17 protein-coding genes are annotated in these 19,088 nt (G+C 72.3%); 4 read left to right on the top strand and 13 right to left on the bottom strand.

Features of this window, described 5'->3' with window-relative positions; genetic code table 11:
• Positions 1-10: 10 nt before the first annotated feature.
• The 4 genes from AB0C75_RS22110 to AB0C75_RS22095 all read right to left on the bottom strand — a co-directional run bounded on the left by AB0C75_RS22110 (position 11) and on the right by AB0C75_RS22095 (position 4,660).
• Positions 11-1,228 (bottom strand): cytochrome P450, encoded by a 1,218-nt coding sequence (locus AB0C75_RS22110; RefSeq protein ID WP_362893361.1) that lies wholly within the window; start codon positions 1,226-1,228, stop codon positions 11-13.
• A 117-nt stretch (positions 1,229-1,345) separates the two neighbouring features.
• On the bottom strand, positions 1,346-2,548 hold the full coding sequence (locus tag AB0C75_RS22105) for a glycoside hydrolase family 6 protein (protein ID WP_362893359.1): 1,203 nt from the start codon (positions 2,546-2,548) through the stop codon (positions 1,346-1,348).
• A 111-nt stretch (positions 2,549-2,659) separates the two neighbouring features.
• Complete coding sequence (locus tag AB0C75_RS22100; protein ID WP_362893357.1) at positions 2,660-3,853, bottom strand: PP2C family protein-serine/threonine phosphatase; 1,194 nt, start codon at positions 3,851-3,853, stop codon at positions 2,660-2,662.
• A gap of 30 nt (positions 3,854-3,883) precedes the next feature.
• Positions 3,884-4,660 carry a GNAT family N-acetyltransferase gene (locus tag AB0C75_RS22095; protein ID WP_362893355.1) on the bottom strand — a complete coding sequence of 259 codons (777 nt, stop codon included), beginning with the start codon at positions 4,658-4,660 and terminating at the stop codon, positions 3,884-3,886.
• Positions 4,661-5,071: 411 nt separating this feature from the next.
• Here AB0C75_RS22095 and AB0C75_RS22090 point away from each other — a divergent pair, with 411 nt between their 5' ends.
• From AB0C75_RS22090 to AB0C75_RS22080, 3 genes are all read left to right on the top strand, one after another.
• Complete coding sequence (locus AB0C75_RS22090) at positions 5,072-5,944, top strand: RNA polymerase sigma factor SigF (RefSeq protein ID WP_362893353.1); 873 nt, start codon at positions 5,072-5,074, stop codon at positions 5,942-5,944.
• A gap of 199 nt (positions 5,945-6,143) precedes the next feature.
• The gene (locus tag AB0C75_RS22085; RefSeq protein ID WP_362893351.1) at positions 6,144-7,505 is read left to right on the top strand and encodes a bifunctional o-acetylhomoserine/o-acetylserine sulfhydrylase; all 1,362 of its coding nucleotides are present in this window, start codon (positions 6,144-6,146) and stop codon (positions 7,503-7,505) included.
• On the top strand, positions 7,502-8,683 hold the full coding sequence (locus AB0C75_RS22080) for a homoserine O-acetyltransferase (RefSeq protein ID WP_362893440.1): 1,182 nt from the start codon (positions 7,502-7,504) through the stop codon (positions 8,681-8,683). The genes AB0C75_RS22085 and AB0C75_RS22080 overlap by 4 nt, the downstream gene beginning before the upstream one ends.
• A 203-nt stretch (positions 8,684-8,886) precedes the next feature.
• Here AB0C75_RS22080 and AB0C75_RS22075 read toward each other — a convergent pair whose 3' ends face one another.
• The gene (locus AB0C75_RS22075; protein WP_362893349.1) at positions 8,887-9,786 is read right to left on the bottom strand and encodes an NAD(P)-dependent oxidoreductase; all 900 of its coding nucleotides are present in this window, start codon (positions 9,784-9,786) and stop codon (positions 8,887-8,889) included.
• A 48-nt stretch (positions 9,787-9,834) separates the two neighbouring features.
• On the bottom strand, positions 9,835-10,419 hold the full coding sequence (locus tag AB0C75_RS22070; protein WP_362893439.1) for an adenosylcobinamide amidohydrolase: 585 nt from the start codon (positions 10,417-10,419) through the stop codon (positions 9,835-9,837).
• Positions 10,420-10,798: 379 nt separating this feature from the next.
• Between AB0C75_RS22070 and AB0C75_RS22065 the strand changes: the two genes are divergently transcribed.
• Positions 10,799-11,773, top strand: a complete 975-nt coding sequence (locus AB0C75_RS22065; RefSeq protein ID WP_362893347.1) for a PRC and DUF2382 domain-containing protein — start codon at positions 10,799-10,801, stop codon at positions 11,771-11,773.
• Positions 11,774-12,084: 311 nt separating this feature from the next.
• On the opposite strand, the gene AB0C75_RS22060 is transcribed toward AB0C75_RS22065, so the two are convergent.
• From AB0C75_RS22060 to AB0C75_RS22030, 7 genes are all read right to left on the bottom strand, one after another.
• On the bottom strand, positions 12,085-13,935 hold the full coding sequence (locus AB0C75_RS22060) for an acyl-CoA dehydrogenase (protein ID WP_362893345.1): 1,851 nt from the start codon (positions 13,933-13,935) through the stop codon (positions 12,085-12,087).
• Positions 13,936-14,045: 110 nt separating this feature from the next.
• Positions 14,046-14,309 carry a type B 50S ribosomal protein L31 gene (locus tag AB0C75_RS22055; RefSeq protein WP_362893343.1) on the bottom strand — a complete coding sequence of 88 codons (264 nt, stop codon included), beginning with the start codon at positions 14,307-14,309 and terminating at the stop codon, positions 14,046-14,048.
• Positions 14,310-14,456: 147 nt separating this feature from the next.
• Positions 14,457-15,320 (bottom strand): ABC transporter substrate-binding protein, encoded by an 864-nt coding sequence (locus AB0C75_RS22050; protein WP_362893341.1) that lies wholly within the window; start codon positions 15,318-15,320, stop codon positions 14,457-14,459.
• Between the two features lie 5 nt (positions 15,321-15,325).
• On the bottom strand, positions 15,326-16,018 hold the full coding sequence (locus tag AB0C75_RS22045) for a GNAT family N-acetyltransferase (RefSeq protein ID WP_362893339.1): 693 nt from the start codon (positions 16,016-16,018) through the stop codon (positions 15,326-15,328).
• 49 nt (positions 16,019-16,067) lie between these two features.
• A complete protein-coding gene (locus tag AB0C75_RS22040) occupies positions 16,068-16,973 on the bottom strand; it encodes a YihY/virulence factor BrkB family protein (RefSeq protein WP_362893337.1) in 906 nt (301 codons plus the stop codon).
• Positions 16,974-17,082: 109 nt separating this feature from the next.
• Positions 17,083-17,400, bottom strand: coding sequence for a cupin (locus tag AB0C75_RS22035; protein WP_362893335.1), 318 nt, complete (start codon positions 17,398-17,400; stop codon positions 17,083-17,085).
• Positions 17,401-17,432: 32 nt separating this feature from the next.
• On the bottom strand, positions 17,433-19,070 hold the full coding sequence (locus AB0C75_RS22030; protein ID WP_362893333.1) for a glycoside hydrolase family 13 protein: 1,638 nt from the start codon (positions 19,068-19,070) through the stop codon (positions 17,433-17,435).
• Positions 19,071-19,088 lie beyond the last annotated feature (18 nt).

Genomic DNA, 19,088 nt, shown 5'->3' with positions numbered 1-19,088 from the left:
GTCGTGGAGCTCAGCCCACCCGCACGGTCAGCGTGCCGAATCCGTGGGCGATGAACGACTCCACCTGGGCGGCGGGGACGGTCGGGTCGGCGAGGCGCAGGGCCGGGAAGCGGGCGAAGAGCGCGGGCAGGGCGATCGACGCCTCCAGTCGGGCCAGCGGAGCGCCGACGCAGTAGTGCACGCCGTGGCCGAAGGCGAGATGGTCCTTGTCGATCCGGGTGGGGTCGAAGTGGTGCGCGTCCCCGCCGTGGCGGCCGGGGTCGCGGCCCGCGGAGGCGTACGTCGCGAGGATCGCGTCGCCCCGGGCGATGGTGATCCCGTCGTGCAGCTCGATGTCCTCGACGGCGTACCGCAGGGGGAGGTTCGCGATCGACGGCGCCCAGCGCAGTGTCTCCTCGACGACCTCGCTCCAGGGGATGTCACCGGCGAGCACCCTGCCGAGGTGGTCCGGGTGGGTGAGGAGGGCGTGCACGGCGTTGCCGATGAGGTTGACCGTGGTCTCGTGTCCCGCGCCGATGACGAGGAGGAGGGTGTCGATGAGTTCCTCCTCGGTGAGGCCGGAGCCCTCCTCGTCCCGTGCGGCGATCAGAGCACTCGTCAGATCGTCTCCGGGCTGCTGCCGCTTGGCCTCGACGAGCCCGGCCAGCAGGGCGTGGACCTCCTGCCAGGTGGCGAGGGCCTGTTCGGGTGTGACGGTGGTGTCCATGACCTCACCGACGAGCCTCGCCGTGTCCGTCCGGCTGTCCGACGGCACCCCGAAGAGCTCGCAGATGACCTCCATAGGCAGGGGGTGTGCATAGGCCGCCCTGAGGTCCACGGGGCCGTCGGCGGCCTGCTCCGCCATCGCGTCGAGGAGGCGGGCGCTGATCTCCTCGACGCGGGGGGCCAGTGCGTCGGTGCGGCGCTTGGTGAAGGCCGGGGAGATGAGTTTCCGCAGACGCCGGTGGTTGGCGCCGTAGGCGGTGAACATGTTGGTCACGCCCACCCAGGTGTTGACCCAGGTCTCCCGGAACTCCCCCTCGATCCAGGCGGGCCAGTGCTGGTTGGGGTCCTTGGACACCCGGTCGTCGGCGAGCAGCTGTTTGAGCACCCGGTGCCCGGTCGGCGCCCAGGCCGTGATTCCGCCGGGCAGTTCGACCCGCGCGGCGGAGCCCTGGGCGCGGAGGGCGTCCGCCTCCCCGTGGATGTCGCGGCCTGCGGGGTCGATCACGACGGCGTGCTGTCCCATGGGTAACTCCTGTGTGTGGGGGCCAGGACGGGACGAGCGTACGGGCGCGGGGGTTCATGATCCAGGCCCTCCGGCGGCACAGCCGTGCCGCCGGAGGCCTGAATGTGGTGGCGGACGTCAGAACAGCGGGGGCTCGGCGAACCTGACCAGCTCCAGGGCCTGTTCGGGGAACCAGTCGCCCGCGGCCGGGTCGAGCGTCCCGCGCTCCGGGTCCTCCGGGCCCTCCGTCCCGCGCAGGCAGAGGCCGTCGGACTCACCCGGGATCTTGATCCACAGGCGTGCGTCGTGGAGCGGGTCGCCCGTGCGGGTGGTGGGACGGGCACCCAGGCCGCGGTCCGGCGGGTTGCACCATTCCTGCGGGTCGGTGTACGTGTCCGCGGGCGGGGTCCAGGTGCCGCGGCCGTTGCGGCTGGAGTCGGTGATGAAGTGCTTCATCCGGGCGGGGTCGGCGTCGTCATGGGCGTCGAGCCAGGCCTGGGCGTCGGCGCGGGGCCAACCCTGGTCCGGGCAGTCGGCGCTGTCGCCGCCCTTGTCCACGTAGGCGAGGCAGGAGGAGATGAGAGTGCCGTACCAGGCGCTGTCCTCCTCGGTGAAGTAGTTGGAGGCGTTGGTGTAGAAGCCGGTGGCCCGCTCCACACCGCCCTCGACGAGACGCGGCACGATGCTGTTGACCGAATGCCAGCCCGGGTGCCCGGTGTCGAGGTAGACCTTGGTGCCGGCGAGCGGCTCCAGTGTGTCGACCGCGTAGTTCACCTCGGTGTAGCGGGCCGCGGTCTTCGTCCCCTCCTCGTCGTCCTGCCCGCAGTCGGCGGGGAGCAGGGCGAGGGAGTCCGGCTCCAGGACGACCAGCGCCTCGCCGTCGCCGATGCCCCGGGCGAAGGCGTCGATCCAGTCGCGGTACTCCTCGGTCGTGGAGGCGCCGCCGCCCGAGTAGTTGGCGCAGTCCCGGCCCGGGACGTTGTAGAGGGCGAAGGCCGGGACGGAGTGCTGTCTGCCGGCCTCACGGACGACCCGCCCCGCCTCCTTCTCGACATCGGCGGGGCTCTGGTCACCGAACCAGACGGCGTGCGGCGTACGGGCCATGGCCACGACCCCGGCGGCATCGCGCACCTTGCCGTGGCGTAAGAGGTCCAGGGCCTGGGTGTACGCCCCGGGGTTGGCCTCGGGGGCGTACAGCCGGTCGCCCCCGCTGCCGGCGTGGGTCGCGGCAGCGGTCCGCGCATCGTCCGGGGGGCCGGCGGCTGCCGTCTGGGCGGTCAGCAGCAGAGCTGCCGTACAGGCGAGAGGCAGGGCTTTCAGCAAGGTGGTTCCGGTGCGCATGGGTGTCCGTCCCTCTGTCGCGGCGAACGTGCGGGAGCGCTCCCATGCGGCGGTGCGGGAGCGCTCCCACGAGCGTTCCCGAGGGGCATGTATGCGTCAAGAGTGCGGGTGCTACTTCGTGCCGCCGTTCCCCGGGGAGCCCCCGGGGCACTCCTCCGTGCTCCCGCCGTGCGGCGGTCTGCTCAGGACAAGCACGGCCACGTCGTCACGGCGTACGCCCCCGGAGAAGCTCGCCAGATCGGCCTGGAGGGCGTCCAGGACCTCATCGGGCTCGCGCCCCACCCATCGACCGAGCCGGTCGTCGAAGGGGTAGAAGGCACCTTCCACGTCGCGCGCCTCGGTCACACCGTCGGTGCAGACCAGCAGCGCCGCGCCCGGCGGGAAGTCGATCCACTCGGCCACGCGGGCCTCGCCCCCGAGATCCGCCATCCCCAGCGGCACGGACGTCCGGCGCAGGGTGACCGTCGACACCTTCCCGTCGTGCAGCAGCCGTGGCGGCAGATGACCGCAGTTGACGATCCGTACCCGGTCACCACCGTCGAAACCCAGCAGCAGGGCGGTCACGAAACGCTCGGTCTCACCGGACTCCGCGGAGAATTCGTTGTGCCGGACGACCGCGTCCTCGACGGCCTCGGACACGGCGGTGAGCTCGGGCTCCCTCACGGCCGCCTCCCTGAACGCGCCCAGCGCGGCGAAACCGGCCCCGATGGCCGGCAGCCCCTTGCCCTGCACATCGCCGATGATCACGCGGGTCCCGTGGGGCGACTGCACGACCTCGTAGATGTCACCGCCGACGAAGCGGTCCTCCTCTATCGGCTCGTAGAGACCGTGGGCGCAGACCTGCCGCGTGGTGACGGGGAGCGGGCGCAGGATCTGACGCTGGAGCGCGACGGCGGCCGTGCGCAGTCTCGCCACCTCGTTGGCGTGCCGGATGCGCGCGGCGCAGGCGGCGACGCCCAGTCCGCAGGCGAGGGCGGAGAAGGCGATGAGGAAGACCACGCCCCAGAAGGCCCCTGACCAGATGAACCGGGACCCGATGACCACCAGCATGACCCATACCGCCACCACGGTGGTCTGGCGGACCGTGCAGAAGACGGAGGCCAGCGCCGGCATCACGACCATGAGAGGGATGAGCGGGAGTTCGCTGTGGGTGAGGGCGTCGAGGACGACGACCACGGCGGTCAGGAGCAGGAGCGACAGCGTGAGCGCCCAGTTCCCGATCCGGGCGGCGCCCGCCGAGGCCTCCTCCTGGTACGTGCCGGGCACCGGTGCTCTGCGCGCCGTTGACGGGCGCCGGAGTCCCATGACCACGGCACGCCTCCCGCTGGTTCGTCCCTAATGCCCCACGTGTTCCAAGCTACCCGCACCCCGGCCCTCGGGCCCGGCGTCGGCGTGCGGCTCCACCTCCGCCGGTACCAGGGCGGAGAGGAACGCGGTCCTGCGGCGCAGGGTGAAGCCGAGGGACTCGTAGAGCCGGATGGCGGAGGTGTTCGACGCGGCGGCGTGCAGGAAGGGCGTCTCGCCCCGCTCCCTGACGCCGTGGGCGACCGCCCTGATGAGACGGGTCGCGAGCCCCTGGCCCCGCACCGAGCTGTCCGTGCACACACCGCTGATCTCGGTCCAGCCGGGCGGGTGCAGCCGCTCCCCCGCCATCGCGACCAGGACCCCGTCGCGGCGGACACCGAGATAGGTGCCGAGCTCGACGGTACGCGGCAGGAACGGGCCGGGGCGGGTGCGCTCGACCAGGTCCAGCATCTCCGGCACGTCGGCCGGACCGAGGAGCACGGCCTCCGGGTCGGGGGCGGCGTCCACGGACTCGTCCACCAGCTGGACGCCCTCGGCCTGGAAGACGATCTCCCAGTCGGACGGCGGGGGCTCGCGGAAGGCGGTGAGCGTGACGGACGCGCCGGGGCCCGCGAGCGCGGCGACATCGGCCCAGTCCTGGGCGTCGGGCGCGTCGGGCAGAGCGAGCCAGGGGGTGATGTCGGGGCGGTAGCGCAGGATGCGGCCGCGCCGCTCGGCGAAGTGGGCGTGCGGACCGGTCAGGGAGGCGCGGGCGGGGTTGTCCAGCGGGTGGGGCGGATCGGCGGACAGGGGTGTGGCCTCGGGCATGGACTCTCTCACTCCGGTCGATGGGCGGGCGGCGACAGAGATGGAAGGCTGATCCGCGCGTGCGTATTCCCGGGCCGCCGGTCCGTTCACACACCTGCAATCCAAGTGCTCCGGCGTACACCGCCCCACGGCCGGTCCTGCGAATCGCGCACCACTGCGTGGGTTACGCCCCCAACCGGCGTCGGGCTGTGGCACTCTGGACCTGACCGCCCCACCGGGCTCCCCCGTACCGGTGGGGCGGTTCTGTGTGCTCCCACATGCGAGGCTCCGCCGTCGCGGCCCGGGGGCGGCCACGGCCGTTCCCGCCGTCATCGGCATCAATGTGGCTCAAATCGTCCCCCCTCTGCATGAGTTGCTGACGGACGGGCAGGCGACTACACCTCACGGCCTACCATTCGAGGAGCGTGACGGATGACCGCGCACACTGCACAAACCGCCGATGCGGAGCGAGCAGGTGCCCCGGACCTGCTTCCATGGATCGAGGACGCCGGGCAGGTCGCTCCCCAGGACGCGCGGAAGCTGTCGAAGCTCTTCTTCGACCGCCTGCGGGAGATCGAGGAGGGCACCCCCGAGTACCAGTACGCCCGGAACACCCTCATCGAGATGAACCTGTCCCTCGTGCGGTTCGCCGCCGGCCGCTTCCGCAACCGCGGCAGCGGCGAGATGGAGGACATCGTCCAGGTCGGCACCATGGGCCTGATCAAGGCCATCGACCGCTTCGACCTCGCCCGCGAGGTGGAGTTCACCTCGTTCGCGGTGCCCTACATCGTCGGTGAGATCAAGCGCTTCTTCCGGGACACCACCTGGTCCGTGCATGTGCCGCGGCGACTGCAGGAGTTGCGGGTGGATCTCGCGAAGGCGAAGGAGACGCTGGCGGCGGACCTGGACCGGGACCCCTCGGTGCCGGAGCTCGCCGAGCACCTCGGCCTCGACGAGAAGGAGATCACCGAGGGCATCGTCGCGGCCAACGGCTACACGGCGGGATCGATCGACCTGCCGGCCGACGCGGCGGAGCCGGCCGGCCACGCCTCGGGCGGGCGCACCATGGCCGACGTCCTGGGCGAGCCGGACCCCGCGATGGAGACGGTGGAGAACCTCCATACGCTCGCCCCGCTGCTGGACGGTCTCGACGCACGCGAGCGCCGCATCATCGACATGCGCTTCGGCCAGGAGATGACACAGGCTCGGATCGGCGAGGAGCTCGGTATCTCGCAGATGCATGTCTCCCGGCTGCTCAGCCGCATACTCCGCAAGCTGCGCAGCGGCATGTTCACCCAGGACTGACGCACACCCGACACCGGGCCGGCCCCATGGACGGGGTCCGGCCCGGTCCGTCTGTTGCGGCCGCATTTCAGCTTCGTGGCCACGTGCGCGACCTGCTTCCATCCCGGCGCCACCCGGCTCTACGGTCCGTAATCAGTACGCCCACCGCGCCGCCACCATGCTCCGCGGACATCCTCCGAACGACCGTGCGAGGTATGACATGAGCCAGCCCGTCGACTCCGTCACCGCGGGACACACCCCTGAGGACCAGGACCGGCAGGACGCCGGGGCCGCGTGGTCCTTCGAGACGAAGCAGATCCACTCCGGCGCGGTCCCCGATCCGACGACCGGTGCCAGGGCAGTGCCGATCTACCAGTCGACCTCCTTCGTCTTCAAGGACACCAAGCACGCGGCCGACCTGTTCTCGCTGGCCGAGCCCGGCAACATCTACACCAGGATCCACAACCCCACCCAGGACGTCCTGGAGCAGCGGATCGCCGCGCTGGAGGGCGGGGTCGCCGCGGTCGCGCTGGCCTCGGGCCAGGCCGCCGAGACACTGGCGCTCCTGACGCTGGCGGGCGCCGGGGACCATGTCGTCTCCTCCGCCTCCCTCTACGGCGGCACGTACAACCTGTTCCGGCACACGCTCCCCCGGTTCGGTATCCAGGTGTCGTTCGTCGAGGACCCCGATGACATCGAGGCCTGGCGGGCCGCCATCCGGCCCGGCACCAAGGCCGTGTTCGCGGAGACGCTCGGCAATCCGCGCGGCGACGTCCTCGACATCCGCGGCGTGGCCGACGTGGCCCACGACGCGGGAGTCCCGCTGATCGTCGACAACACGGTGCCCACGCCCTATCTGCTGCGGCCGCTGGAGCACGGCGCGGACATCGTGGTGCACTCCGCGACGAAGTTCCTCGGGGGCCACGGCACCACGATCGGCGGTGTCGTCGTGGACGGTGGCACCTTCGACTTCGGCGCGCACGCCGAGCGCTTCGCCGACTTCCACACCCCCGACCCCAGCTACCACGGTCTGCGGTACTGGCCGGACCTCGGGCACGGTGCCTTCGCGGTGAAGCTGCGGGTCCAGCTGCTGCGCGACCTCGGTCCCGCGCTCTCGCCGCACTCGGCCTTCCTGCTCCTGCAGGGCGTGGAGACGCTGAGCCTGCGGCTGGAGCGGCACACGTCCAACGCACTCGCGCTCGCCCGCTGGCTGGAGGGCCGCGACGAGGTGTCGGCGGTGCACTACGCAGGCCTCGAGTCGAGCCCCTGGTACCAGGCCGGGCAGCGCTATCTGCCGCGCGGCGCCGGCGCGGTGCTCGCCTTCGAACTGCGGGACGGGGTGGAGGCAGGCAAGCGGTTCGTGGACGCGGTCGAGCTGTTCAGCCATCTGGCCAACATCGGCGATGTGCGAAGCCTGATCATCCACCCGGCGTCCACGACGCACAGCCAGCTGACCGAGGAGCAGCTCGCCGCCACCGGAGCCACCGCCGGCCTGGTGCGGCTCTCGGTGGGTCTGGAGAACGTGGACGACCTCAAGGCGGATCTGGAGGCAGGGTTCCGCGCCGCGAAGGCCGCGTCCTGAACCGCGTCTTCGCGGTCCCCGCGCCTCCCCTCCCGCCGGCTTCCGGAGGCCGGCGGGAGGGGGACCCGCCCGGCGGGCGCTCATGGGTGGCGCTCGACGGGCCGCTCGGTCTCGAGTCCGGTGCCACGCTGCCGGACGTACGACTGGCGTACGAGACCTGGGGGCAGCTCGCGCCGGACGGGGCCAACGCGGTGCTCCTCCTGCACGCGCTGACCGGTGACAGCCACGCGGCGGGTCCCGCCGGGCCTGGGCACCCATCGGCCGGCTGGTGGGACGCGCTGATCGGCCCTGGCCGCGCCCTGGACACCGACCGCTGGTTCGTCGTCGCGCCGAACGTCCTGGGCGGATGCCAGGGCAGCACGGGGCCTGCCTCCCTGCGGTCCGACGGCGCCCACTGGGGCGGGGATTTCCCCCGTCTGACGATCCGTGACCAGGTGGTGGCGGAGATGCGGCTGGCGGATGCCCTGGGGATCGGCCGGTGGGCGGCGGTGATCGGCGGTTCGATGGGCGGCATGCGGGCGCTCGAATGGGCGGTGAGCCGCCCGGACCGTACGGGATCACTGCTGGTGCTCGCCGCTCCCGCCGCGTCCTCGGCCGAACAGATCGCGTGGGGCAGCACCCAGATCGCCGCGATCCGCAACGACCCGGGCTGGCAGGGCGGCGCCTACCACGGCGCACCGCCCGGCTCGGGCCCGCACCAGGGTCTCGGGCTGGCCCGGCGGATCGCCCATGTCACGTATCGCAGCGAGGCGGAGCTGGGGGCGCGGTTCGGCCGGCGGGCGCAGCCCGGTGAACTGCCCTCGCGGGGCGGTCGTTATCAGGTGGAGTCGTATCTCGACCATCACGCGGCCAAGCTGGTGCACCGTTTCGACGCGGGCAGCTATGTGGTGCTCACTGAGGCGATGAACGGTCACGACGTGGGCCGGGGCCGCGGCGGCGTCGCGCGGGCGCTGCGCAGGGCGGACATGCCGGCCCTGGTCGCCGGCATCGATTCGGACCGGCTCTACCCACCGTCGCAGCAGGCGGAGCAGGCGTTGCTGCTGCCCGGCGCGGACCACATCCGGCTCATCGAATCCCCGTACGGGCATGACGGGTTCCTCATCGAGACCGATCAGGTGGGCGCCCTCGTACGGGAGTTGCTGCCCCCGGCCGCCGAACCGGCCCGACCCCGGTCCTGACCGCAGACCTCTTCCCCTGGAGCGCACAAGAGTCACATACCGGTCCGAGGTCGCGTACGACCGGGGGCGGCTTCGCCAATGGGTCCGTGGCGGCGCACGATCGGCGGGGATCGACCGCCGCGATCTGCTGAGGCTGGTCGCAGCCGCCTCGGTCGCTGCCCCGCTCGTCCCGGCCGGGGCGTCACCGGTCACCGTGGACTGACCTACTGGGCAGGCCGGCCCGCGTAGTAGGTGGCGATCATGTCCTGGTCGCCGTGTCCGGCGGCCTCCGCCCGGGTGAACCGCTCGGCGGAGGCGGCGACCAGGTCCAGGGTGACTCCGGACGCCTCGGCCGCCTCCAGGATCAGCCGGGAGTCCTTGAGCGCGGTGGAGAGCGCGAAGCTCGGGCTGAGGTCCCCGGAGAGCACCGCGGCGGACTTGCCCTGGAGATACGGCGTGTCCAGCGGGCCGCCCTTCATCGCGTCCAGGAAGAGCTGCGGGTCGAGCCCGAGGCCCTCGGCGAGATTGAGACATTCCGCCACGCTGTTGACCATGTTGATCACCCAGGTGTTGGCGACGAGCTTGAGCCGGGTGGCGGCCCCCGGCTCCTCCCCGACCCACACGGTGCGCTGTCCGATCGCCTCCAGGACGGGCTGCGCCGTCGCCCGGGCGTCGGACGGACCGGAGACGAACACGGTGAGTGCGCCCTGCTCCGCGGGCTGCTTGGTGCCGGAGACGGGGGCGTCGAGGTAGACGAGCCCCAGTCCGGCGGCCCGGTGGGCGAGGTCGGTCGTGGCGTCGAGCCCGACGGTGGCGCTCTGCAACCAGACCTGTCCCGGGCGCAGGCCCGGGGTCGCGGCGGTGAGGGTCTCGGCGACGGACCGGCCGTCGTTCAGGGTGGTGAGGACGACATCGGCTCCGCGTACCGCTTCCTCCGGTGTGTCCGTGACGACGGCCCCGTGGGAGGCCAGCGGTTCGGCGCGCGAGCGTGTGCGGTTCCAGACGCGGACGGGGAGCCGGTCCCTGAGCAGGCTGCGGGCCATCCCGGATCCCATGATCCCGGTGCCCAGGACCGCGACGGTCGGCGTACCGGATGCGGCGTCGGCGGGGGATGCGGTGGTCATGGGTGGGTTCCCTTCGTCGGTGCGGGCCGGTTCCTTGACCGGAGGGCCTCAAGACTGCCGCAGGGCGCCCTCCAGAACGGCGCTGTGCACGGCTCTGGCGAGTCGTGCGCCCCAGAGCGAACGCGGTCCGGCGAACGGTTCACCGGGCCGCTCCTCCGGGTCGGGCGCGGCGACGCAGACCGAGTCCGTCGGTGTCCCCGAGCAGTCGAGTCCGGCGTCCAGAAGTGCCTGGACCTTCGCCTCGGTGGCGGTGGCCACGGCGTTGACCAGGGCGGCGTCGGAGAGCGGCACGGGGAGGGTGACGACGATGTTGACCGTTCCCGGCAGGGGCGGCTCCTCGGTCCCTTCGGCCGGGACGGCCGCCCACCCCCGTACGCCGAGACCGCTGGTGACCGTCGCGGTCGCGCCGCCGTCATCGGCGACGGTGTGCGCGGTGACGTCGGCCGCGGTCATCAGTCCCGCCCCGGGGCCGGACAGTGCCTCGGCCGCCGCGATCTCCGAGAGGTGCAGGGCGGGGTCGAGGCGGGGGTAGCCGCCGGGCACCTGGGCGTTCAGGATCCAGGCGCGCGGGCCGAGTCCGCCGCCGAGCACGGCGCTGCTGCACACCCGCCAGCCGGGTCCCAGCCGCCACACCAGGTGGTGCAGCCCGATGCCGTCCTCCTGGCGGGCCAGCAGCTCGCCGCGCTGCCGGGGCAGCCGGATGCTTACGGATCCGATGGCGCACCCCCTGTGACAGGCCTGCCGACGGTCGGCGGCAGCGCGTCGATCATACGGGCGGGCCGTTGCCGCTCTTCCGCCGCATCCGGGCGTCGGCTCACTCGAATGGCGTAATGGGCTCGCGGGGCGGATAACCGCGTGGAGCGGGGCCACCGCCCCTTCCCGATGTCCTGGGCCGCTCGCCGCTCGGGCCGGGAAGTTGCACCGTCCATCCGGGTGAGGCGCGATGGAATCCGGACGCGCCTCCCCTGCTGGACCCAACCGCAGGACGCGCCCGGGCGAGGAGGAATCGGCCATGGGAGCCGCTGACGGTTTCACGGATTCCGGAGAACTCGACGGTCTGACCGTCTACGACAGCGACGGAGAGAAAGTCGGCACAGTGGGGCGGGTGTACGTCGACGACGACACCGGCAAGCCCGACTGGATCACGGTCAAGACCGGCATGTTCGGCATGAAGGAGAGCTTCGTACCGCTTGCCGGGGCCCGCCGGGTGGGCTCCGACCTGCACGTCTCGCATCCGAAGGACCGCGTCAAGGAAGCCCCCCGGGTGGACGCCGACGCGCACCTGTCCGTGTCGGAGGAGGAGGAGCTCTACCGGCACTACGGGATGACCAGGAAGGCCACCGGCGGCGGTGCGGGCGGCGACGCGCGCACGACGTCCGGGACCGGAACGGGAGCCATGGGTGCCGCGGGTGCGGCGGGTGCGGCCGGAGCAGCCGGCACCGCCCGTACGACCTCCGGTGGCCAGGCGAAGGCCACCGGCACGGGCAAGCACCGCGACACGGCCTCCACTACGTCCCGCCCGCTCGCCGGAACCGGAGCCGAGCGGTCCGCCGCCGGTGCCGGCGGCGAGGAGATGCTCCGGTCCGAGGAGCAGCTCCAGGTCGGTACGGAGGAGTACGAGAGCGGAACGGCACGCCTGCACAAGTACGTCGTGACCGAAAACGTCACGCGGACGGTGCCGGTGTCCCACGAGGAGGTGCGCGTCGTACGCGAGCCTCTGCAGCCGGGCGAGAAGGCCACGGGTGTGAAGGGGACGAATGATCTCGGCGAACAGGACGTCGAAGTCACCCTGCACGCCGAACGAGCCACCGTCCGCAAGGAGTCGGTCCCGGTGGAACGGGTCCGTCTCGAAACCAGCAAGGTCACCGAGCAGAAGGAAGTCTCCGCCGAGCTCCGCAAGGAGAAGATCGACTACGCGGACGGCAAGGACGACATGGGCAGCGACAAGGACATGGGCGGCGAGTTCGGCCAGGGACGTCGTCGCTGACCCCCTCACCCAGCGGCGAAAGGCCGCGCGACAGTAGCGAGGGGCGGACCCGGGTGGTTCACGGGCCCGCCCTTTCGTCGTGCGTCCGGCGCTGCCGTCCGCCGTCCGCCGGGGCCGGGGGCCGGGGGACGGGGGTCGGGCGGTTCAGCGCTTGGGGTGAACCGATTCGCCTCCGTCCCTGTGCGGCTTCCCGCACCGGCGCGAGAGCACGGACGCCGTACCCCAGTAGGCCAACAGCACAGCGCGCAGGCCCAGGGTCTCCAGACGCTCGCCCAGGCGGCCACACACCGGCTGCGCCCTGCGTGGGGCGCTCATCGGGTGACCGCGGGGCTCGTGTGCCAGGGGCCCCGGGGGTCGTCGTACGCGTCCGCGTAGCCCGGTCCGGCGATCGGCCAGTCGGCGAGCAGCTTCTCGGGCAGGGCGAAGGAGTCGGCCAGCTCAGGGGCGTGCGCGGCGACCGCCGCGAGCAGCTCCTCGGCGGCCTCCGGCAGCGCGTCCACCTGGGCGCGGCTCAGGAGACCGGCGGACAGCAGATCGCCGCTGTTGCGGGACACCCACTCGACGGCGAACAGCCGCTCCAGCTCCCCGACGCGGTCCCTGGCCTCCCCCGCGGGCAGCGCCGCGCGCGCCTCGGCGTAGGCCTCGGCGGCCTGCCGGTACGCATGGGCCTCGACCCCGCGCAGGGCGGGGCCCGAGGCCGCGTTCCAGCGTCCGAGTGTGTCCACGTCGGGCGCGCGCGTCGCGCGGGCCCTGGCCCGGGCGAACCAGATGTCCTGGACGGCGGCCATGAGCCGGCCCAGGAAGTGCGGGTCGCTCAGGTCACCCGGTTCCGGGGCGTGGTCCTGGACGTCGTCGCGGCCCGGCTCGGTGGCGAAGAGCATGTCGGCCGCCGCCTTGGCGTACAGCGCGATGTTGTCGCCCTCCGCGGTGATGGCGCCCTCCACGCCCGTGACGAGTTCGGTCATGCCGTTGTTCTCCAGCAGCGCCTGCGCTCCGCAGCGTTCACGGCTCTCGACGATGACGTCACGGGCCCGCCAGGTGATCCACGCCTTGGCGACATCGACGAGTCTGCCCGCCTCCGCCCGGCCGTCCTCGTCCGTGCGGGCCTCCCACCGCTCCTGGGCCCTGCGGTGGAGCAGGCTCATGGCGAAGATCGTGGCCATGGCCGAGGCGAGCGGTCCGTGGTGGGTCCGGTGGGCGCTGACCGGCACCGGTGGTGCGCCGCGGGTCCCGGAGATCATCCGGTGCCCGCCGTAGCGCACGGCGACCGCCAGGGTCGCCCGGGCCGAGCCCGCCGCGCAGGCGCTCATCGAGATCCGGCCGGGGGTCACCCGCCCGATGGAGACGAGGAAGCGCCGTCGTCTGTCCCCGGGGCCGGTCCTGAATTCGCCCGGGGCTTCGCCCTCGTCGCCGTCTCCCAGCAGGGCGTCCCGCGCCACGAAGAGCCGGTCGAACGAGGTCAGGCAGTGGTCGACGGGGCTGCCCATCCGGGCCGGCAGCCGCCGCACCCGGACACCGGGCAGTGCCCGTACGTCGTCGGTGAGGTGCACCAGGAAGAGGCGTACCCCGTGGTCGGAGCCGTCGGCAACCAGGCGGGCGGCGACCAGGCCGGACTTCGCCCCGCCCGCCGGGCTCGTGTTGGGCATGAACTTCTGCGCACCCGGGTTCGGGGTGTGCAGGACGAAGCCGTCCCGCTCACGGTCGTACGTCGCGGTGGTCTCCATGGCGGCCGCGTTGTTGCCGTGCGCCACCTCCGTACAGAGGAAGGTGCCGATGCGTCGCATCGTCAGATAGTCCGACAGATCACGGCGGCCTGTGCGGTCGTGGTCCAGGAGGCTGCCGAGGAAGAGGTTGTAGTGGATGCCCGCCACGGTGGTCAGCGCGGGGTCCACCGGGCCGAGCCAGGCGTGCAGGGCGGCCAGCGCGCGCGGATCGGCGGCCAGGCGCGCTCCGCTGTCCAGGGAGAGGTTGAGGACCCGCAACCGGTCGTAGGCGAGTTCCAGTCGCTCTTCGGGCGTTCCGCCGGCGGGGCGGCGGAACGGTTCTGTGCTGATCAGCCGCTGCCAGAATCCGTGCTCGCGGCGGAATTCCGGACCGAGGAGGACGCCGGTCAGCAGTTCGGTGGTGGACGGTGGGGCGGTGTCGGTCAGGGTCACGGTCATGTAGAAATCAACGATCGTGAGGGGGGCGAGGACACCGCTGGGCGCCCCGGCCGGTCAGGGCGACCGATGCCGGGGCCTGGCGCGGCAGGTAGCCCGGAACGGCCCATGGCTCAGCCGGCGTCGCCCTTGCCCTCGTCGCCGTAGCGCCGTTCGAATTTGGCGACCTGTCCCTCGGTGTCGACCACCCTGGCCTTGCCCGTGAAGAACGGGTGGCTCTCGGCGGAGATCTCCACATCGATGACCGGGTAGCTGTTGCCGTCGTCCCAGTCGATCGTCTGCTCGCTCGACGCGGTGGACCGGGTCAGAAAGGCGTACCCGGCGGAACGGTCACGGAAGACCACGGGACGGTACGACGGGTGCTTGTCCTGCTGCATCTCTGCTCCTGGAGGTACGGGGATCTCACGTCCCGGCTCCGGCCAGCCTCGCCAAGAGCACGCCCCCGCGCGATCCGGGACGCCCGTACGGAGCAGAGGTGTCAGCCGGTGCCGTCGTCGAGGGCGGCTCCGGCGGCGCATCCTCCCTCAGTCTCCCGCCACCGCGTCCGCCACCAGCGAGAGGAACCGCGCGTGGGACTGGGGGCTGCACAGCGGTTCCGGGTTCCACGGCACGATCCGTGCGGCTCGTCCTGCGGCTTCCCAGGCGGTGATCCCGTCGAGCGGGACCGCGTTGGACCTGACGTCCGCCAGAACGATGCCGGGCTCCAGGGCCGCGGCGTCCTCCCAGTCGAGGGTGGCCCAGTTGACCCCGGCGCCGTCGGGCGGGGCGACGAGGCCGACCCCGAGCTCGGCCAGTACGCGCAGTTCGGGCCACATCTGGGGCCGGGCGACGTACGCCTGTTCCGGGCCGGCGGGCGAGAGTGCCAGCACCCTGGGGCCGCCGGAGGCGCTCGTGGCCGCTCGGAGCCGCTCGCGGGCGGCGTGCAGCTCACCGGCGGCGTCCGGGTCAGGCCCGCCGCCGAGTGAGCGGGCGAGGTCCGCGAACCGCTCCGCGACCCGGTCGAGGGTGCGCGCCTGGCCCACGTCGATCACGACGACCGGGACGCGCTCCTCCAGGTGCTTGGCGGTGTCCGGGTCCAGTCCGTAGAACTGGCCGTGGCCGTAGCTGACGGCGACGACCAGGTCGGGCCTGCCGCGTAACAGCGTCTCGACGTCCAGGGCGTCACCCGCGCCGCGGTAGTCCACGGTGTCCAGCGGGAGGGTGCCGGTCTTCGCCAGGTCGGGCTCCGCCCCGTCGTGCCCGGAGCCGAAGATTCCCTCCGGGCGTATCCCGTGGTCCCACAGCGTCGCTCCCGCCTGGACGTACGCGAGCACCCGGGACGGCCGGTGGTCCACCGTCGTCAACTGGCCCCGGTCGTCCGTGAAACTCCACGCGCTCTGCTCAGTCATGCCACTCACCCCTCCCAGCCGGCGGCCTGGGCCCTCTCCCGGGCTCGCCATCCACTACCTGCCCAGCCCATCGGCTCCACACCCGCCGTGGAGCGGCCCAAATATGTCAGTGGCCCAGGATCGGGTACGTCGATCACCCGGAAGCCGAGCCGGTCGTAGAAGGCCCTGGCCGGGGTGTTCGCCGTCAGCATGGCCAGATGGACGGCCTCGACCCCCTTCTGGTGCAGCGCGCCCAGGAAGGCACCCGTCAACTCCCTGCCGTAGCCCTTGCGCTGCCACGGCGGCAACAGGTCGATGTGCAGGTGCGCGGGGTGTCCGTCGAGCTCCGGGAGGAGCATGCGCTCGGGGGTGTACAGGAGCGCCGTCATCGCCTCGGTGAGCGTGGCGGGTTCGCCCCGCGGCTCGGGGAAGCGGTCCGTCACCAGGGGGAGCCAGACCTCGCGGAAGGCGTCCACGAACCGCCGGGTGTCCGCGGTCCCCAGGACGTAGCCGACCGCGTGCCCGGCACCGTCGTCCAGGACGAAGACCAGGTCCGGTTCCAGGTGGGCGTAGGGCTCGGCGAACAGGGCGGGCATCAACCCCGGATCGGGATGAAGACCTGTGCTGTCACCGCCGTTGTCGGCCGTGCGGACGCAGATGTCCGCGAGGGCCTCCTGGTCGGTGCGTCGGTAGGGGCGTACGTACGCGGTGCCGGTCATCGCCTCATCCTTCCCTCCTGGGAGCGCTCCCACAAGGCCCTTGGGCGGCTCAGGGCGTCGCGCGCTTCTCGTCGTCCGCGCGGGCGAGTTCGACGTTGAACTGGACGCCGGTCAGGAGCGCCAGGTTGGTGAACCAGATCCAGATCAGGAAGACCACCAGGCCCGCCAGCGAGCCGTACAGCCGGCTGTAGCTGCCGACCCGGGTCGCGTACAGCGCGAAGCCCGCCGATGCGACCAGCCACAGGAACGCCGCGAGCACCCCGCCCGGCAGGGCTCGGCGGACATGGCGTGCGGAGCGCGGGCCCGTACTGAAGAGGACCAGGATGAGGCAGGCGACCAGGCAGAGCAGCACGGGCCACTTGAGGCCCTCCCAGAGCGTCTCGCCGGCCTGCGGAAGGCCCACCCTGCGTCCGAGCCAGCGCGCCAGGGGCCCCGTGAGCACGAGCGCGCAGGCGCTGGCCATCAGCAGAACCAGCAGCCCGACGGCGGAGAGCACGATGACGTGGGCCTGGCGCAGGGCGGGCCTGGTGTCCTTCATCCGGTACATGGCGTGCATCGCCCTGCGGAAGACCGCCAGATAGCTGGAGGCCGACCACACGGCGCTCACGCTGCCGGTGGCCACGAGCAGCCAGACCGCGGTGCGCTGGTGGGTGGCCTCCTCCAGGGGCCGGCGCAGCGCAGCCCCCGACTCGGCCGGTGCGAAGGCCGTGATGTCGGCGATCAGGGCGTTCGTGGCCCCGGGGTTGGCCAGACCGATGACGGACACGGTGACCAGGAGCGCGGGGAGCAGCGCAAGGATGGCGTAGTAGGTGAGGGCCGCCGCCCAGTCGGAGAGGTCGTCGTTCCACAGGGACACGGGGGTCCGGCGCAGGGCGGTGCCCCAGCGTCCGGGCGCGCCACGCCCTGCTGAGGGCGCGGTTCGTTCCGCGACGGGGTCATCGGTCCTGCTGGGCACGTGCGTACTCCGGGGGCGGGGGAAAGGGCGGACGGCCGGGACGTCCCATGACGGCCCGGCTGCTCCCTTTCTCTCATGCCTCGGTTCCGCGGTCGTACTCCAGGTCGGCTCAGTCGTTGACCGCGGTGAGCAGCACGACCGCGTCCTCCAGGGCCAGCAGTCCGTGCCGCTCCTGCGGAATGGGGTGCAGTCCGCCCGCCACGAGGTCCACGTCCCCGGATCCGGCGGTGAGCCGGACCGCCCCGCGCAGCACCTGGAGCGAGGCGGCCGGCGGCGCGTTGTGCTCGTCGAGGGCGGACCCCGCGGTGAGCGCGATCACCGTCTGCCGCAGTGGCTCCTGGCGCAGCAGCAGATGTGCGCTGCGCCCGTGGGCGTTGGCGCGGGCCGCGATCAGATGCTCGTCGGCGAGAGCGTTGAGATCATCCATACGACCACTGTGCCGCAGCCCCCGCTCCCCCGCTATCGCTTCCCGCGCAGCCAGGCTGCCGTGTCGTCCGGCAGCAGGCCCGAGGGGTCCAGCGGCCCGCTGGTCAACAGGATCTCGTGGGCGCTTCCGGGGAGCGGGACGGGGCTTCCCGAAAGGTTGACGACACAGATCAGGCCGTGGGTCCGCCCGAACGCGAGGACACCTGGCGCCGAAGGCAGCCAGTCGAGCCGGCCACCGGCCGTCTCCTCGGGCGAGGCGGCGAAGCCGGGTTCCTCGCGGCGCAGCCGCAGCGCCTCGCGGTAGAGGGTGAGCATGGAGCCGGGATCCGCGCTCTGCCCGTCGGCGGCGTACGCGGGCCAGGCCGCCGGCTGCGGCAGCCAGGGTTCGACGGTGGATCCGAAGCCCGCGTGCGGCTCGTCCGCGGACCAGGGCAGCGGCACCCGGCAGCCGTCACGCCCCGGGTCGACGCCGCCGGAGCGCGGATGCATGGGGTCCTGGATCCGGTCGCGGGGGATGTCGGCCTCCGGCAGACCGAGCTCCTCGCCCTGGTAGAGGTAGAGGGCGCCCGGCAGCGCCAGGGAGAGCAGGGCGGCGGCCCGTGCCCTGCGGGTGCCGAGTTCCAGGTCGGTGGGTGTGCCGAAGACCTTGGCCGCGAAGTCGAAGCCGGTCTCCTCACGTCCGTAGCGGGTGACCGTGCGGGTCACGTCGTGGTTGCAGAGCACCCAGGTGGCGGGGGCTCCCACCGGGGCGTGCTCGGCGAGGGTGTCGTCGATCGTGGAGCGCAGGCGCCGGGCGTCCCAGGGGCAGGCCAGGAAGTTGAAGTTGAACGCGGTGTGCAGTTCGTCGGGGCGCAGATAGCGGGCGAAGCGCTCGGAGTCGGGGAGCCAGACCTCGCCGACGAAGATGCCGTCGTACGCGTCGGCGATGGCACGCCAGGAGCGGTAGATGTCGTGGAGTTCGTCGCGGTCGACGTACGGGTGGGGGTCGGTGCCCGGGGTGAAGTCGGGCAGGGCGGGGTCCTTGGCGAGCAGGGCCGCCGAGTCGATCCGTACGCCGGCGACGCCCCGTTCGAACCAGAAGCGCAGGACGTCCTCGTGCTCCTGACGGACGGCGGGGTGCGCCCAGTTGAGGTCGGGCTGCCCCGGGGCGAACAGGTGCAGGTACCACTGCCCGTCGGCGAGCCGGGTCCATGGGGTGCCGCCGAATTCGGAGACCCAGTCGTTGGGCGGGATCTCCCCGTGGGCGCCGCGCCCGTCCCGGAAGTGGAACAGCTCGCGCTCCGGGCTGCCCGGGGCGGCGGCCAGTGCCGCCTCGAACCAGCTGTGCCGGTCGGAGACATGGTTGGGGACGATGTCGATGATGGTGCGGATGCCCAGCTCGCGGGCCTCGACGATGAGCTTCTCCGCCTCCGCGAGATGGCCGAAGGCCGGATCGATGGCCCGGTAGTCGGCCACGTCGTAGCCCCCGTCGGCCAGCGGGGAGAGGTACCAGGGGGTGAACCACAGGGCGTCCACGCCCAGTTCGACCAGGTAGGGCAGCCTGGCCCGTACCCCTGCGAGATCGCCGGTGCCGTCTCCGTCGCCGTCGGCGAAGCTGCGTACGTAGATCTGGTAGATGGCGGCGTCGCGCCACCACGGTGTGGTGGCGTCGGTAGGACGGTTGGCTGCCACGTGGCGTTCCTTTCGGGC

It is taken from the genome of Streptomyces sp. NPDC048565 (assembly GCF_040650935.1).
In the GTDB taxonomy this organism is placed as follows: domain Bacteria; phylum Actinomycetota; class Actinomycetes; order Streptomycetales; family Streptomycetaceae; genus Streptomyces.
The sequence above is the reverse complement of the archived record's forward strand: the minus strand, read 5'-3'. Positions and strand labels throughout refer to the sequence as shown.

What these genes read in the sequence shown, in the direction of transcription:
- AB0C75_RS22100 (WP_362893357.1), bottom strand. Translation starts at nt 3,853, where the DNA reads ATGGGACTCCGGCGCCCGTCAACGGCGCGCAGAGCACCGGTGCCCGGC.
- AB0C75_RS22045 (WP_362893339.1), bottom strand. Translation starts at nt 16,018, where the DNA reads ATGACCGGCACCGCGTACGTACGCCCCTACCGACGCACCGACCAGGAG.
- AB0C75_RS22035 (WP_362893335.1), bottom strand. Translation starts at nt 17,400, where the DNA reads ATGGATGATCTCAACGCTCTCGCCGACGAGCATCTGATCGCGGCCCGC.
- AB0C75_RS22060 (WP_362893345.1), bottom strand. Translation starts at nt 13,935, where the DNA reads ATGACCGTGACCCTGACCGACACCGCCCCACCGTCCACCACCGAACTG.
- AB0C75_RS22055 (WP_362893343.1), bottom strand. Translation starts at nt 14,309, where the DNA reads ATGCAGCAGGACAAGCACCCGTCGTACCGTCCCGTGGTCTTCCGTGAC.
- AB0C75_RS22065 (WP_362893347.1), top strand. Translation starts at nt 10,799, where the DNA reads ATGGGAGCCGCTGACGGTTTCACGGATTCCGGAGAACTCGACGGTCTG.
- AB0C75_RS22075 (WP_362893349.1), bottom strand. Translation starts at nt 9,786, where the DNA reads ATGACCACCGCATCCCCCGCCGACGCCGCATCCGGTACGCCGACCGTC.
- AB0C75_RS22085 (WP_362893351.1), top strand. Translation starts at nt 6,144, where the DNA reads ATGAGCCAGCCCGTCGACTCCGTCACCGCGGGACACACCCCTGAGGAC.
- AB0C75_RS22110 (WP_362893361.1), bottom strand. Translation starts at nt 1,228, where the DNA reads ATGGGACAGCACGCCGTCGTGATCGACCCCGCAGGCCGCGACATCCAC.
- AB0C75_RS22050 (WP_362893341.1), bottom strand. Translation starts at nt 15,320, where the DNA reads ATGACTGAGCAGAGCGCGTGGAGTTTCACGGACGACCGGGGCCAGTTG.
- AB0C75_RS22095 (WP_362893355.1), bottom strand. Translation starts at nt 4,660, where the DNA reads ATGCCCGAGGCCACACCCCTGTCCGCCGATCCGCCCCACCCGCTGGAC.
- AB0C75_RS22090 (WP_362893353.1), top strand. Translation starts at nt 5,072, where the DNA reads ATGACCGCGCACACTGCACAAACCGCCGATGCGGAGCGAGCAGGTGCC.
- AB0C75_RS22105 (WP_362893359.1), bottom strand. Translation starts at nt 2,548, where the DNA reads ATGCGCACCGGAACCACCTTGCTGAAAGCCCTGCCTCTCGCCTGTACG.